Source organism: Vibrio splendidus 12E03 (assembly GCF_000272105.2).
Classification (GTDB): domain Bacteria; phylum Pseudomonadota; class Gammaproteobacteria; order Enterobacterales; family Vibrionaceae; genus Vibrio; species Vibrio splendidus_I.
This window is the reverse complement of sequence record NZ_AJZD02000215.1, coordinates 1-16,218: the sequence shown is the minus strand read 5'-3', so window position 1 is coordinate 16,218 and position 16,218 is coordinate 1. Positions and strand designations below refer to the sequence as shown.

16 protein-coding genes are annotated in these 16,218 nt (G+C 42.0%); 1 reads left to right on the top strand and 15 read right to left on the bottom strand.

Annotation, left to right across the window (positions count from 1 at the left end; all coding sequences use genetic code 11):
• Positions 1-24: 24 nt before the first annotated feature.
• A complete protein-coding gene (gene chrA / locus A142_RS14550; RefSeq protein ID WP_019824870.1) occupies positions 25-1,173 on the top strand; it encodes a chromate efflux transporter in 1,149 nt (382 codons plus the stop codon).
• 150 nt (positions 1,174-1,323) lie between these two features.
• Here the strand turns inward: chrA and A142_RS14545 are convergent, their stop codons facing one another.
• The 15 genes from A142_RS14545 to A142_RS14475 all read right to left on the bottom strand — a co-directional run.
• Complete coding sequence (locus A142_RS14545) at positions 1,324-2,244, bottom strand: glycosyltransferase family 2 protein (protein WP_019824868.1); 921 nt, start codon at positions 2,242-2,244, stop codon at positions 1,324-1,326.
• On the bottom strand, positions 2,237-4,018 hold the full coding sequence (locus A142_RS14540) for a hypothetical protein (protein ID WP_019824865.1): 1,782 nt from the start codon (positions 4,016-4,018) through the stop codon (positions 2,237-2,239). The genes A142_RS14545 and A142_RS14540 overlap by 8 nt, the downstream gene beginning before the upstream one ends.
• Positions 4,019-4,036: 18 nt before the next feature.
• Positions 4,037-5,041 carry a tetratricopeptide repeat protein gene (locus A142_RS14535; RefSeq protein WP_019824863.1) on the bottom strand — a complete coding sequence of 335 codons (1,005 nt, stop codon included), beginning with the start codon at positions 5,039-5,041 and terminating at the stop codon, positions 4,037-4,039.
• Positions 5,038-6,009, bottom strand: coding sequence for a type II secretion system F family protein (locus A142_RS14530; RefSeq protein WP_019824861.1), 972 nt, complete (start codon positions 6,007-6,009; stop codon positions 5,038-5,040). The genes A142_RS14535 and A142_RS14530 overlap by 4 nt, the downstream gene beginning before the upstream one ends.
• Before the next feature lie 3 nt (positions 6,010-6,012).
• Positions 6,013-6,978 carry a type II secretion system F family protein gene (locus tag A142_RS14525; protein ID WP_019824860.1) on the bottom strand — a complete coding sequence of 322 codons (966 nt, stop codon included), beginning with the start codon at positions 6,976-6,978 and terminating at the stop codon, positions 6,013-6,015.
• 9 nt (positions 6,979-6,987) lie between these two features.
• Positions 6,988-8,439, bottom strand: a complete 1,452-nt coding sequence (locus A142_RS14520) for a CpaF family protein (RefSeq protein WP_029405624.1) — start codon at positions 8,437-8,439, stop codon at positions 6,988-6,990.
• 33 nt (positions 8,440-8,472) lie between these two features.
• On the bottom strand, positions 8,473-9,693 hold the full coding sequence (locus tag A142_RS14515; RefSeq protein WP_019824858.1) for an AAA family ATPase: 1,221 nt from the start codon (positions 9,691-9,693) through the stop codon (positions 8,473-8,475).
• Positions 9,694-9,719: 26 nt separating this feature from the next.
• Positions 9,720-10,217, bottom strand: a complete 498-nt coding sequence (locus A142_RS14510) for a TadE/TadG family type IV pilus assembly protein (RefSeq protein ID WP_029405623.1) — start codon at positions 10,215-10,217, stop codon at positions 9,720-9,722.
• Positions 10,217-10,645: a TadE/TadG family type IV pilus assembly protein gene (locus tag A142_RS14505; RefSeq protein ID WP_019824856.1), complete on the bottom strand. Its 429-nt coding sequence runs from the start codon at positions 10,643-10,645 to the stop codon at positions 10,217-10,219. Before A142_RS14505 ends, A142_RS14510 begins: the two co-directional genes overlap by 1 nt.
• A 2-nt stretch (positions 10,646-10,647) precedes the next feature.
• Positions 10,648-11,910 (bottom strand): pilus assembly protein TadG-related protein, encoded by a 1,263-nt coding sequence (locus A142_RS14500; RefSeq protein WP_019824855.1) that lies wholly within the window; start codon positions 11,908-11,910, stop codon positions 10,648-10,650.
• Between the two features lie 16 nt (positions 11,911-11,926).
• The gene (locus A142_RS14495; RefSeq protein WP_029405622.1) at positions 11,927-12,196 is read right to left on the bottom strand and encodes a hypothetical protein; all 270 of its coding nucleotides are present in this window, start codon (positions 12,194-12,196) and stop codon (positions 11,927-11,929) included.
• Positions 12,186-13,640, bottom strand: a complete 1,455-nt coding sequence (locus A142_RS14490; RefSeq protein WP_019824853.1) for a type II and III secretion system protein family protein — start codon at positions 13,638-13,640, stop codon at positions 12,186-12,188. Before A142_RS14490 ends, A142_RS14495 begins: the two co-directional genes overlap by 11 nt.
• 8 nt (positions 13,641-13,648) lie before the next feature.
• Positions 13,649-14,398, bottom strand: coding sequence for a Flp pilus assembly protein CpaB (cpaB, locus tag A142_RS14485; RefSeq protein ID WP_019824852.1), 750 nt, complete (start codon positions 14,396-14,398; stop codon positions 13,649-13,651).
• Positions 14,391-15,740 (bottom strand): ATPase AAA, encoded by a 1,350-nt coding sequence (locus A142_RS14480; RefSeq protein ID WP_019824851.1) that lies wholly within the window; start codon positions 15,738-15,740, stop codon positions 14,391-14,393. Before A142_RS14480 ends, cpaB begins: the two co-directional genes overlap by 8 nt.
• 37 nt (positions 15,741-15,777) lie before the next feature.
• On the bottom strand, positions 15,778-16,218 hold a 441-nt coding region (locus A142_RS14475), incomplete at its 5' end, for a prepilin peptidase (RefSeq protein WP_019824850.1).

Here is a 16,218-nt window from a genome sequence, read left to right as displayed (position 1 = left end):
CTAAACATTTATCTGGAATCGATCATGCTTTCAATTTTTAAAACCTTTTTCTGGCTTGGCTGGATTAGCTTTGGTGGACCAGCAGCACACATCGGCTACTTCCGTAAAACCTTTGTTGAGAAACTAAATTGGTTGTCCGACGAAGAGTACGGGCAGATTGTCGCTCTTAGCCAATTTCTGCCGGGCCCAGGTTCAAGTCAGGTTGGCTTTGCGGTTGGCTACAAAAAAGGTGGACTAACAGGTGCTATTGCTGCATTTGTCGGCTTCACTTCCCCATCTGTGATTCTGATGCTGATATTGGCGTTGGTGAGCAATCAGCTATTGGAAGCACCACTTTTCAATTCAATCATTCACGGGCTTAAGTTATTAGCAGTAGTGGTTGTCGCTGATGCAACCTTTGGTATGTACAAAAACTTTTGCCAATCGAAGATAGCGACCGCCTTATGTGTGATTACCGCGATTGTCCTGCTACTGATTCCAGGCATCTGGCCTCAAGTTTTAGTGCTTCTATTTGCAGCGATGGTTGGTAGTAAGTTCTTGACGTCTCAAGAGCTAAAAACGACACCTTCAACACAAAAAATATCGGTAACACCTCTCGTGATTTTTGTTGCTTTGCTGGTTGGTCTGCCTCTATTCAGTGCTTACTCTCAAGATATTGAAGTGTTTGGCCTGTTCTACCAAGCTGGTAGCTTAGTATTCGGTGGCGGCCACGTGGTACTTCCGTTGCTACAAAATGGTATTGGTGACCAACTGTCTCAAGATGCCTTCCTAACAGGTTATGCAGCAGCACAGGCAGTACCAGGGCCTATGTTTACACTTGCGACTTACCTAGGTTATGTATTGATGCCATCGGCACCGATAACAGGCGCACTACTCGCAACGATTGCTGTGTTCTTACCGGGCTTCTTATTGCTACTGGGTGTACTGAAGAACTGGCAGGCGATTGCAAGCAAACCTTTGGTGGCAGGCGCTCTTACTGGTGTGAATGCGGCGGTTGTCGGTTTATTGTTGGCAGCGCTATATCAACCGATCTTCACAAGCGCAGTAAGCAGCGGCATAGACTTCGCTCTGATCATTGTTGGTGTGTGGTTATTGAAAACCGTGAAGTTACCTATTGTAGGACTTGTCGGATTATTCATGGTCTTTGGCGCAATGACAGGTTTAGCAGTCTAAAAGATTTATAGTAAGAAGTGAGCAAGTCGCTTGCTTCTTACTTTCGTCTTTCATAATTTAATCTACCTAGCACCCGCTATATAATTGGTAATTCCATCTCAAAGCTCATGCTCTCGAGTATTGACTTCTTAGTCAAATATCTCAGCCAAGTCATTCATCGTCCTTAAATCTTAAAATAGAGAGTATTCTCATCTCTCGCCTACCTCGTGATACGTTATCGAGTATCAAACCGCAGAAAAAAGACATCACCGCGATCAAAGCTATTGAGCTAGACAAAACAGCTGTAGGTAACCTTTCAACTAACCCTGTATCAACAAAGTCAACAATGACGGGGATACCCAAGATCAATGAAATAAAACCAAGCAATATCGAGAGAGAACCAAAGAAAAACATCGGCTTTACATCTCTCAATAAGAACAAGATAAAATTTAGAATCTTGAGACCATCGCTCAAGGTGTTCAGTTTGCTGGTAGTCCCTTCAGGTCTAGATTGGTATTGAGTCGAGACTTCTTTGATTGACATATTATGGTGTAACGCATGCACGGTGAGTTCTGTTTCTATTTGGAAGCCATCGCTGAAGATAGGTGCGGTTTTGACAAATCGATGGCTCATAATTCGATAACCAGAAAACACATCATTCAATTGCGCACTGAATGCTAAGTTAATCAGAGATGAAAACATCTTGTTCCCAAGGATATGTCCCTTGGGATAAGCCATTGAAGTTCGCTCGCGACTGCCAATGATCATATCGAGCTTTTCATTATTTAGTTGGTCGATCAGCTCGGGGCATATTGAGGCGTCATAAGTATCATCACCATCAGCCATCACATAGATATCGGCGTCGATATCAGAAAACATCCGCCTCACAACTTCCCCTTTACCTTGGCGCGGCTCATGTCGCACAATCGCCCCTGCTTGTAACGCCTCGTTGACCGTGTTGTCGGTTGAATTATTGTCATAAACATAAATGGATGCATCAGGTAAGGCTTGTTGAAAAGACGTGACCGTTTCACCAATGGCTCCGGCTTCGTTATAACATGGGAGTAATACTGCGACTTTCTGTTTATTCATGCTCACTCCTTACTTTAAAAACTCGATAACCATCCTCAATTCCATCATATGTAACGTCTAACCAAGCCGGAATATTATCCCCATGAAGTCTCCTAACTAAAGAGTCCTCGCTTCCAGAGTCCTTTAGGAGAGTTAAATGTGGGTCATTACCGATCAATATATAATCAACCTTTTTATCGACTATTTTGTTTCTTGCTAGAAGCATGTCCTCTTCTAACATCACTTCGATTAAAAATTGGTTACCCACAATATTTCTATGATAGGGCGCGGCGATTATATTGTTGTTCGTTTTGGCCAATACAGGTGCACCTGTTTCTATTCCTGAAAGAATTGTATGAGAGTTAATACCGTTATCTTTTAGCACCTTAAAGATGACCGGTAACTTATCGGTCTCATCAAGTTTGGTAGTCACTTCCTCTGCTGGAGACAAAACGAGAATGACAAACGCTAACACCAATGGAGTACCTGAGAAAATAATCAGCACTTTCAGTAGTGAATAACTAACGTATTCAGACACCTTAATTACAAAATATGCTTGGAAAGGTGCAGCCAAAACAAAACACAACCTCATCACTCTAATCTGCCAAAACATCGCAAGGGCTAAATTAAACATAAAAATGAGATACAAGATTGCACAGTGCGGGTTTTTATTTCGAAAGAATGGATACAACATTGCGGGAACTAATAGCAACAAATAATTATCCACTGAAAAAAAGCCATTCATTGCTATGTATGTAGCGACAGATTTAGCTTCGGCAACTTGGTCAAGCCAATACAGCTTTAGTATCGGTGGGTAATCAATAAACAAAGCACTAGTCAGTGAGGGGTAAAGAATAACAACCGGAAGTAAACACAACAAACCAAGAAAAACAAACAACAAAAACCTTTGAGTTAAGTTTTTTCTATTATCGTTCAATCGGTTGTAAGCATTGACAAACACCCAACCACTAAAAAAAAGAATGATGATAATAAATGAGATTTCATCATATTTAAAAGCAAAGAACTCATCATAAGGCCTATTTAATAAAACAGCACAAGCTCCAAAAATCGAACAAGTTACGTATAACTTAGAGACATAACTAAACCACTCGTCACGAACGAAGCAGTAATACACAGTATAAATAATTAAGAAAATCATAAACAACAAAACATTATCCATCCCAGTCCATAGAGATAGAGACACGAAAACGGCCTGAGCATACACTCGCCATGATTGCCTTAGGTTGTTGATAGAAGTCGGTGTTACTGATAAGAAGAGCGTTGCCAAAATAAGTTGAATATTATGATGGTCAATAGAACCAGGTAAGAAGTGTATTATCGCAGGAGAAAAAATAGCAAACATCGTGCTGATAAAGCGGTACTTAGCGCCTAAGAAACGTTCGCATAGGTAAAAGCACGATAATGCGAAGAACAATAAATAAAGCAAAGGGACAATAGAAATCGAGATAGTATAAGCAAGGCTATCATCAACCATAAATATCAATGGGAAAGCGACTGAAGAGAGCATTAGATCAGGAAATCGAGACCAATGAATAATAATACCGTCATCGGCATTAAAGTTACTCATTGGCTCTAGGTACCAATGACCATTCCTCATCCACTCCTGAAACTGAACAAAACGCATATAATCGTCATTGTCATTCAGGTTGAGTATTGAAATGCTCTCCCACTTATAAATAAATATAAAAATGGCACATACGAGCCAAATTACAGAAATAGCTATGATGTCTTTGTTAAAACTCTCACTTTTAGGCAATATGAATATCCTTTTCATTAAGCCAAAATCAATTCACTATTGTTCCATCTCTCTCACTTCCGCTAGTGCTCTGTTTAAGTTTTCATTTGCTACTTTGTAGTAAGATGATTTTTTATCGATAGCTTGCTGTAGATATGGAACCGCCTGATCAGGTTTTCCTTGTAAGATTAGGAAGTAGCCAACATTATTCAACGCTTCCGGGGCATCCATGTGCCTCATGAACACGTTGGTTGCCTTTTTAATATCCCCAGAGGCTAAATAAATAAGTGCTAGATTATTCTGAGCTTTTTCATTATTCGGTTCTAACTCTAAGGCTGAACGCGTGTATTGATACGCTTCCTTGTAGTTACCATACATGTAGTGGGAGTAGCCCATATTCAACAAAGCTTTGACTGAGCTTTTATCTATCGTCAGTGACTTTTTGAAGTACTCTTGTGCGATCTGATGCTTTCCGTCAACATCTTCCAGTACACCAATCCCCATATAAGCCAATGCTGGAGACATGCTGTCTACCTTCAAACTGGCCACTTCACTTTGGCTCAACGCTTGGTAGTTTTGGATAGTTTCGCTGCTTTTTAAACGAACTTGGTCTGAATTTATCGCTTTAAAGAAATAGCTTCGACCTTCATCGGTACGGCGTTGCTTGGTATACAAAACACCTAACTGCTCCAATACTTCGGTGTGGGCAGGATTAAAATCTAGCGCTGCTAGGTAAGCTTTCTCGGCCAACGCATAGTTACCGCGAGACGAATGTATTTGGCCAATAGTGAACAAGGTTTTATCGTGAAACTCTTTTTCAGGGAAGGACAAAGAGCGTATATATTCATATAAAGCCAAGTCTATATTGTTGTCTCGCAGAGCAATGTCACCGCGCATAATTGCTTCTTTTTCATTTAGCGGTGGATCATCACTAGTTAAAGAATCGATTGGTTTACCCGAATACAATTCTGCATCAAATTGATTGGTCGGCTCATCCGATGAAGCACAACCAAGTAACAAAATAGGCAACAGTAGTAGAAGAAACTTATTGTATAACATCATAAACTTGCTCCCGGCGCAGTTAATGCGTCCATTACGATCAATAGTCCTGGGCCAAGTGCGACAATGAAAAAGCAAGGCCAAATAAATATCAACATGGGGAATAACATCTTAGTCGGTATTTTTGCAGCAATTTCTTCAGCAGCTTGCTGACGTTTATCTCTAAAGTCTTCTGTATAATCACGGAGTGTTTGCGCTAAACTCCCCCCCATTCTCGACGCATGAGAAAGCAAAGAAACCAAACCTTCCAACTCGACTAAACCGGTTCGTTCGATAAGCTGCCTAAGCGCATCAGGCATGGTGACACCCGCTTGGATTTTAGCAAACACAGTCTCTAGTTCATCCGCTAGCTCCGGCTGAGAGACATAGAGCTCAGATGCGACACGTCCAAGGGCAGCATTAAAACCAAGCCCAGACTCGGTACACACAACAAGAAGATCAAGCGCATCAGGGACACCGTTTCTAATTTTTTTCTGACGCTCTTTTTGTAACTTACTCAGTACAATATTTGGCGTAAACGTTCCAAGAAAAACACAGGTCATGATGAGTAAGTTATTGTAGTCTCCACCCAACGATATGTAATAGACCATAAAAGCAGCGACGATACCTATTAAGCTAGATAAAACCTTCAACGCATAGAAAACTGATAATGAACTCTTCTCATGGAACCCAGCATGCATCAGCTTTTCTGAGTAAGTTTCATTATCCTTTTTGTTACCTTTACTTATAAAAGGGCTTAATGATTCAAGCGTATTTGAGAAATCATAGGGTTTGCGGCCACCAACACTTCCCTCTTCAGATATTTGTCTTAGCTTCTTGTCTAAAGGAGATCGAGCTCCTAAAAACAGAAACCCAACAGTCAATGTAAACAAGACAGTAGTGAGCAAAATCATCGCATAAATAACCACCTGAGAGCTGATCCCAAACTCTTCTAACATCTGCTTCCAGACTTCAATATTGAGTAGTTCCATAAGTTAAATCTCTATGCTGATGATCTTTTTAATCCACAAGGCCCCAATGGCCAAAAGAATAATACCGACACTGACCATCGATAAACCGCGTGGGTCTTTATAAAGTGGCTCGATATATTCGGGACTAGCCACCCGTAATGCGAAAAACAAACCAAAAGGGGATAATGTTAAGATCCATGCTGATAAGCGACTTTCAGCAGAGAGTGTTTTTACCTTCCTTTCCAGTTTAAAACGCGCTCTAAGTACTTCTGATACCTTTTGCAGATTCTCAGATAAATTACCCCCAGTCTCTTTTTGCAACATTACGGCACTAGAAAAAGCCAACATTGATACAGTGGGTACTCGCTCTGTCATCTGTAAAATCGCTAGACGTAAATCATAACCATAATTAAGTAAGTTATAGGTGTTCTTAAATTCGGTACCTATTGGGTCAGGAAGCTCTTCGCCAACCTCATTAAATGATTGAACGAGCGGTTGCCCTGCTTGTAAAGCACGTCGAATAATATCCAACGCCTCAGGAAGTTGTTCTTCAAATCGAGCCATTCGGTAAGTCACTCGGTTTTGCACAAACAAGTAAGCAATAACCCAAACGAAAATGAACGCCGCGACACTTATGAACCACACTTGGTTAGTCATTATCGATATCAATGAGAGCAATACAGCGCAAAGAGAAATAATCAGTAAGAATCGGCTTAATGCCACTTTCATACCTGCAAGTTCCAACATTTTTTTCAAGCCTGCGAAAAAAGAGATAACGATGAGCTTACGATCCAGCGGGGAGAGTTCTTTGTTATAGTGCTCTTTGAGTAATGACAAACTCTCTGCATCGATATTACGTTGCGTCTCTTTCAAGCGACGAGACAGCTCTTTATGCTTCGCTTTCTTACCTGCAGCAGGTAACAACAACGCTTGGGAAATAAAAAGTACTGCGATAAACAATAGGCCTAATGAAACGCTTACATTGTCCATAATCTCTCCTTAACCTTTGGTCTCACTAAAGAGCTCGAAAGGCAGATCGAGTCCACGTTTGACTAACTGGTCATGGTATTGAGGCACAACCCCCGTTGCTGTGAAATAACCGATAATATTGCCATCTTCATCAATACCTTTACGCTGAAAACGGAATATTTCAGACATCGTAATCACCTCACCTTCCATGCCGTTGATCTCTTGGATACTCACCATACGACGCTTACCATCTTCTTGGCGTTCCATTTGAACAACAAGGTGGATAGCCGAAGCTATTTGAGCTCGTAAGTTTTTGGTTGATATGTTCCACCCAGCCATCGAGAACATGTTTTCGACACGACTCAAGGCATCACGAGGGGTATTCGCGTGAATGGTGGCAAGTGAACCATCATGACCCGTGTTCATCGCCGCTAACATGTCAACGGCTTCGCTACCACGTACCTCCCCGACCACGATTCGATCAGGTCGCATACGTAAGGTATTTTTAACCAATTCGCGCTGACTGATTTCTCCTTTCCCTTCAAGGTTGGCAGGGCGGGTTTCTAAGCGAATGACATGAGGTTGTTGAAGTTGTAATTCCGCCGAGTCTTCTATGGTAATAATTCGTTGATCTCGAGGAATAAAGCCAGAAAAGATATTCAGTGTGGTTGTTTTCCCCGACCCTGTTCCTCCGGAGATTAAGATATTTAATTCACCTTTAACCGCAGCTTCGACAAACTTAGCCATCTGAGGAGACACTGAGTCATAGTCAATCAAGTTATCCATAGTCAAACGGTCAACAGCAAAGCGACGGATAGAAACGGAAGGACCATCAAGTGCGAGAGGCGGGATAATTGCGTTAACACGTGAACCATCAACTAAGCGCGCATCTACCATAGGTGACGCTTCATCTATGCGGCGCCCTACTTGGCTTACTATGCGGTCGATAATGTTTCTCAGATGGCGGTCATCAAGAAAGGTATAGGGCGTTTTTTCGAGTTTACCTCTTCGCTCAACGTAAACACTTTTTGGGCCGTTGACCAATATATCTGACACGGTTTGATCAGCTAATAAAGGCTCTAACGGACCAAGGCCAAAAACCTCATCTTCTATCTGCTTGATAACCCGCTTGCGCCCTTCCGCGCTCAATGCATGGCTACCATCTTCAGCCATTAACTGTACGATGGCTTCGTGTAAATCGAGCTTAGCGCGCTCTTTCTCCAAGCTAGAAAGTAACCCTAAATCTAGAGTCTCCAGCAGCTGCTTATGAAAGAAGTGTTTGATTGATAGCTCCTGCTCTAAAATCTTTCGAGCCTCATCAATCGCCTTCTCTTTTTCAACGCTCGCTTCCGTATTTCGAGAGTGACTAGACGCCTCAATATTGGATAAACGGTCAACAGGATTGGCATCTTCTGAATCATGCGAAATCTGTTCTATTTTTTTTTCAAACTCTGGATTTACATTTTTTCGTTTAAAGAACATCACAATCCCTCGTGTTTACTTTTCATCAACCCATTATGAAAACAACTTTTTCAGCCACCCTTTCTCTTCCTGTTCTGGTGGTGATAGAACATGAGACAAATCAATGATAGAGCGAGTAATAGAGCTTTTCTTTCTCGACTGAACTAACGGCTGCCCCAAGTTGGCACTCTCCAGCGCAACTTTAAAATCGTTAGGCATAAGATGGATATTGTGATTACCCACCGCCTGCTCTACATCTTTTAACTTAATTGAATGTCGCTTTTCATAACGGTTGAGAATGACCTCTATTGAGTCACTTTGTAAGCCATACTCAAACTTCAGAGACTTAATTAGTCGACTTGTGTTTTTTACTGACACTAGGCTCTGTTGTAAAACCAAAAGTACTTTCGTCGCAGGTGATATTGCTGATGCAAACACGTGGTCTAAGCCTCTAGACAGATCAATGATCACATAAGGGTAAAAACGACGCAGAATTGGAAGTAATCTGCCAATTTTCTGAGCCTGTTCGAAATCATCTGCGTTATTTTCATGCTTAAAGCTTAGAACATGCAGACCCGATTCATGTTTGTTTACCAATGACCCCAAAGACATTTCATCCAAATCATTAGAACTGTTGATCGCATCCGAAACACTATAAGTGGGAGTTATGTTCAAATAATCAGGTATCACGCCAAATTGAAGATCGATATCGAGCAAAAGTACTTCATTAGGATGTTGCGTGGCCATCTCAATGGCAGTATTTAACGCTAAGGTGGTTGCTCCCATCCCTCCTTTAGTGTTCAAAAACAAGATAAATTCTCCGTAACTGGCGTTCTCAAGCTTTTCAGAGGCCGTTTTCTTCAAGAGTGGTAGTAGGTCCGATAGGGTCACATTGTGAGACAAAAAATCTGAAGCGCCTAAACGCAGTGCGATTTTTAGTGACCCATTATCACTTTCATCACCGAGCACAACTAAAGACAAGTCCTTGTCTTCTAAAGACAAATCATACCCTTGCAACTCAACCATTTTTTGCGCCCAATTCCCGTGAGCTTCAACGAAAATAAGCTCTGGAACATCCGCACTTTTTAAGTATTCCTCACTCATTGCCGCAAGAGAAAACGACGTCACATGAACATTTCGGCATTTTTTTAGCTCTTGAGTCATATGCGAATGAAAGGCGTCAGTGCTGTAGACTAACCAAATCTTTAGATTCGTTCTTAAACGCGTCATATCCTTATCGTTTTCATTAGGCGTTATTTTGATCGCTTCCCCCATATATTCATCTCCTTTTAAATAACCGCTTATGGGCACCGATTTTTGATGTCTGTGCCAGCTTCAGCCCTTACCACCCCTAAGCTTTCTGCTGGCAGTATTGTTTCAAACGCAGGGGCTGCAAGAAATCCATTATTTCCTAGAAAGCTTAGGTTACTGATTAACTGAATGCCATAACCCGTAGCCCTAGCACGCACAAATTTAATGGTGCCAAATCCGGGATTAGTCTCGTAACCAGACGTGATTTCACTACCGCTCGCGTCTAAGTAAGCTACTTCTAAATTCGCATTAGTAAACCCAACAAGAGGAATATCATTCACCACCATTCCCGCAATATTATCTCTATCAAGGACGTAACAGACTGTCGCTAACCTAGCGGCCTTCCTCGTCGCCTCACTGACCATTTGTAGCGAAAATATATAGGCACCCAACGCTAAAATGAGAAAGAGCAGTAGAAAAATTAACGATGAGACTAAAGTGAATTCAATGATGGCAAGCCCTTTGACACGTCCTTTAAACCTTTTCATCACAGTACCCTCATCACCGAAGTGACACTTAACGGAATAGAAAAACTTGTGGCGGATAAAGGAATAGACAAAAACAACGGCACATAGTCATATGTCACGCTGACTCGTACATAGCTGTCAATAGAGGGTGGTGTTACCGTTACATCTGATGTCGTCAATGTAGATAACACTGCCGTCCCTACGCTGCTCTGGCCATAAACCACCACATTTTGAATCTCCAACGTTGGGGCAATAGTGCCACCTTTGGTATCGTAAACCTCACTAACAGCATATCGTGCGCCATTTTGTACAGATTTAGAGATAACATTGTAGTGAATCAAAATATTGCCAAGCTCGATCACCAACCCCAAAAAAAACAGTAACACAGGGGTCGCAATGACCATTTCTACAGCAGCAAAACCACGTTGATGTTTATTAGATAGTGTCATAATTACGACTCCCCGCTATCAGGATCCTTATACAAAACAATCCTGTAAGCTCCTTCGGTTGTCGACTGATTACTACTAGAGCCACCAGTAACACTGCAAGAATGTATAAACTCACCAAAAACGGCTGGTGTACCTGAGTTGTTCGTTGGTGCTTTTTGCAACAAGAAAAAGCAGCCAATTTTATTCACTGTAAAGTCGGTAGAGCCGCCACTTTTACCCGAACAGTCCACCATAGGTATAGGTAAAATACGACGCCAAGCAACACCATTAGATGCGCACCCAGAACCGCCACTTGCTATACAGGCATTGGTATCTAACTTATATTGAGCGTAATCGTAGCTATCATCGAAAGTGATCTCTCCGGTATTGGCATCAATCGTTATTTCATTGGTAGGTTCTGTGGTCACATAATCTGAAGGGTAATCAGATGCCGATAATCCACCGCCATAATCACCAAAACGAGTATTTAAGCCATCACCTGTCGGACCAACCGTGCCGCCAGGTTTGGTTGTGATATCTTCACCAATTTTAACTGGCTGATCATAACTACCACCTAAGCCTTCTTTGATAGTGTTACCACCAGAACCAAAGTCCAGCAGGTGATAATTACCATTACCCATTTCAGATAGACTACTGTCTCCAACCTTTAAGGCGTGAACGGTTCCAACTTCATAACCGAACACATTGGTTATCTCTTCACCGGTTTCGTCATGATAACCATCTTCATTAACATCATTATCAGAAGTACCATCACCAATACACACTCCAATTGGTACAACATTATTATAAGCGAGGCCTGAACTCGGTCCTGCGACAGCACTTGCCGATACCACTTTTTCAAGGCCAAACAGTTGAATAAAGAATTCGTCCATTTCTAGTGCATCTACGCGAACACGCACATAAACATCATCATTTGCACCAAAAGTTGCGCTGCCAGTAAAGTCCTGTGGATCATTGGAATAATCAATACCTATAGAAGCGGTAGAGAAATCAATTTCTTGGTTCCCAGTTGAAGCCGCCATGGCATTAAGTGCCGTACCCACTTCTGCGTCTACAGCGTCTTTATCTTTACTATTGTCTAATATGGTTGCGGCAGCCAGCGCTGCAGAGTCGACTGCATTTTGTAAGCGCGTTTTATTCACGACCATATGGTTTATGTCTACAGCTAGCGCTGAGACAGCTAGAAAAACCAACAAGGCAGCAGTAATCATCACCGCAACTAAGCCTTGTTGTTTTTTCGGGCTTTGTGATACTCGATACAACATGTGAGTACCTCCAGATTTAGTTAAAATCTTCTAAGATCTGGCTACTACTTCCGGACAGATCATTTTCACCTCTGCCTACATATCTGTCGTAACCAGTCTGCATCCGCTCCCCTGTACCATCAGGTACTTCGAGTAAATTCTCTTGGGTCGCATTAGGGTTATACGTTTGCTCTGTTTTCACCAGTGCGACTGAGTGCCCTAAACGAGCATCATTTGCACAGCCAACTAACACCATCACGAGAAAGACCATCATTATTCTAATCATATCTATCTCCTTATAAATCATGCCCAAATGAGCCTTCGCTACCACCATCGGTCGGTGATATATCCTGTGAAGCTTGAGACTGTTCTGAATCAGACTCAGACGGTTCAGCTATATAAGCGCTTCGACCCAATAAGTAATATTCCAAGTCATTAGGGTCAACAAAGGCATCAGTTGGTAACGTCACTTTCGTTCGATCAATAGGCTTTGCGAGTCGAGGAGTAACAAGAATAACGAGCTCTGTTTCACCAGATACATACTCTTGGCTATTGAAAAGCTGACCTAAAATCGGCACATCGCCAAAGCCTGGCATCTTGTTACTGATGTCCCTAACATTCTCACTCAACAACCCCGCAATACCGATGGTCTGACCGTCGGCTAACTCAAGCGTCGATGACGCACTTCTTCGTGTAATTGGAGGGATAAAGTAAGTCGCATTGGTAGTACCAGGATCAATCGTTAACGAGCTACTATTGGCAATTTCACTCACATCAACCGCTAAGTTTAGGTTGATTTTTTTGTCACTGAGTACCGTTGGGATGAACTTTAAACCCACACCATACTCTTTGTACTCAATCGTAATACCATCCTCATCAGGCACTGGAATTGGAAACTCCCCACCAGCTAAAAACTCAGCCTTAGAACCACTTAATGCGGTTAAGTTCGGTTCAGCCAATACCTTAGCGACCCCGTTTTGTTTTGCTACGTCCAGTGCGAAAGTAAACAATGTATTACTATCAATGAAAGAACCTAAAATGCCGTAATCGGTAGAGGTAGGAATATTGAAAATTGGGGTTGCACCTAACACACCAGCAGGGACTGAAGACGCCCCCCAAGAAAAGTCAGACCCACTGGTTTGGAAGAAGTGGAAGTTTGCATCAAACTTTCTCACCAAGCTTCTTTGCACCTCGGCAACCGTCACCTCTAACATGACTTGTTGAGCCCCGCCAATGGACATCAAATTGATAACACCGGTAGCAGCGGCTTGCTCGCTACCACTTTCATTTGATTTGTCAGCGGTTTGCCCAGATGAATACGTTTCTGCAATTCGCATCGCGACATTCATTTGTTGTTGATTACTCACCTGACCACTCAACAACAAACGATTCTGTGCGCTGTGGACTTCGATAGTTTCATCTGGAAGGAATTCATATAATTTAGCTTTGAGGCTATTAAGATCATGAGTAACCTCAATGTTAATAGACTCAATTAACCGACCTCGAGAGTCCCAAGCCATTAGGTTTGTCGCACCTAATTTTTTACCAATTAAAAACACTTCATTTGATTTTAAAATTACAATATCTAAAACTTCAGGATCACCAAGAGAAACCTTCGCCGCTTTTCCCGACAGCACGACATGCGTAGATTTATGATGTGGAACCGTGACTGTTTTTCCCGTTTGTAACGCCGCAACACTGGCCGTCGAAATACAAATCAGGCTCAAAACACACGCAATTAATATTCTCATATTTCACCTCAATCCTTGACGCGCACATTAGATGTTTCTGTACCTTTGATAATGGTGACACTCGGTCTAGGCACATATCGACGAACCACTTTTTTCTCAACTTCATGTGGGTTTCTCAAAGTCAGCTGAATATCGCCCTTGCTTTTAGCCGTGAGAAGTTTCTCTGCCTCTTTCGGCGTCATCTCAAGTGTTACCGCTCGTACAATAATCGGACTGTTTTCTTTCGTCTTAGCCGTTTGGTCGACAGCCAAAACCTTGATGTCTTTTAATACTGTTTGAGTCGTGGCAGAATTTTTTCCGTAAGAAACGGTATTGAGAATATCAACCTTGTTACCCGGTAATAAGAAACCCGCCACACCAATAACATCATCAACACGTATCGTTACCGCACGTTTATTTTCAGGGATAAGAGCTGCAAGCGTTGACCCTTCTCCTGGTACAGTAAATCGTAACTTGTGAAGCACCTCTCCCGCATAGACAGTATTCGCAACAACCTTGCCAATCAGCTCTGCTTTATCCGAGTAGTTATTTTCATTAATCCAATCAACTTCCATCAATCTGGTGGTTAAAAACTGATCCTCGATAATAGTTCCGGCTTCAATTTCTTGTGATGCCACCACGACTGGATGACGCTCCACAGTCTCAACTTCAACGGTTGGCTGAACTTGATCATCCATCCACTGCTTAGCAAAAAATACAGCCGCTAAGCCGAATACTACGGACAGTAAAAACAGTAGGAAAACTTGACTCTTATTCATTATTCTCTTCCTCGTGTCCATCAGAGGTAAAATAAACTTCCCATGCCATGGAAAGAATATCGAATGTGATAACAGGTGGTAGCTGCTCAAACGAAAGAATATCTTTGCTTATACCAACGAGATCTTTCGGTAAACATGGGAAAAGTGGCACCTTAAGCAGCGTGTGCATTTGAGACAAACGCTCAAAAAAACCGTCTTGAAGCTCGACCTCTTTATCAGCAACGACGCTCATCCATAAAGCTTCATAATCTCGCTGATTAAGTGGCTTGAATTCAATCTTGTAACCTAAACGACGTAAAAAGGCAGGATCGCTGATTTTCTTGGGATTTAGATTGGTAGAAAAGGCAAGAGTTAATACAAATGGCATCGTTATCTGCTGACCATTAGGCAGCGACAAATAGTCGAATGAGTACTCCATCGGTACAATCCAACGATTAAGAAGCGCATCCACCGGCATAGGCTGACGACCAAGGTCATCAATGATAAAAATCCCATTATTTGCCATCATTTGTACAGGTGCTAACCAAACACGACTGTTCTCAGAATGATTCACTTCAAGCATATCCATAGTCAGTTCTCCACCCACCTGAATATTCGGCCTTTCACAATTAAGCCAACGCTTGTCGTATTGATCTTTGAGGGAAATACTCTGATCGCTGCCGTTACTATCCAACGGTTTATGATGTTGTGCGGAAAATACCTTAATGATATTTCCTAATGCATAAACGGCATAAGGAATGAAAACCGACGTATGCAGCGCGTTGACAATGCGCGACGCTACAAATGTTTTACCAGTCCCAGCATGCCCATACAGCAACAAAGCTCGTCCCGAATTTATTGCTGGCCCCAATACCGAAATCATTTTGTCGACACCATATACATCATTCAGTGCTGCTTCGACATGTGGCCGAGTCACTAGCTCTGCTCTCAGGTCTTGCTGCTTTACCACATCACTATATTGGGTAAGTGAAACTGGTGCGGGACCTAAATAAGCATCACGTTTAAAGGCAAGATCAGCTTCTTCCAGCCCTTTCTCAGAAAGGGAGTAACGGACATGACTATGGGATACTGATGATAGAGAAATATCTGAGGTAGGCTGAAATACCTCAATTAACGACTTTTTCCTTAAAACGGCCAGAGCACTTTCCACAATATGGGTGACAACACACATATAATTAGAGAGTTCTAACACATCCGACTTAGGGTAAGCTGACAAATGCTTGAGTACGAGGTTTTCAATAACGACTTCAGGAACCCCCAACATATCAATAGATGTAGGAACCGCCGGGGCTGAAATTTGAGGCTTCAAAGTTGTTGGAGCAGTATGCCCTATAATATCCATATATTATTCCTCTCCACAAAGCTAACCAACAACAGGTTTAAGTAAAGTAGCTATACATCGCTAATCCCATAACAACAGAGGGTGCAAAAGGCATTGTCACCTTATTTGAATACCTAGCGTGCAAACTAGTACTTTCATTTGATACTGGTGCTACTCCACCAAGCACAATTAGCTTATTTTCAAAATAGCCTTTGATACTAAGACTGTTCGAGTTGGAAAAGTTATATAGCAAGTAGAAAGTCCCGATCACTCCAGCAGAAATTAAGATAAAGTACGATGCATCAAGTAATTGTCCCCACCCAAGATACATCCCTACAATACCTAATAGCTTCACATCTCCTGCAGACATAGCTCTTAAAAAATATAAGAGTAATCCAAAACAAAAAAACACCACGAATCCAACGAAGGACATTAAAAAAACATCAAAGGTGTAATTGCGGTTAAACATTGGCTTTGTTGCGTAATTCAGTGGAACTAA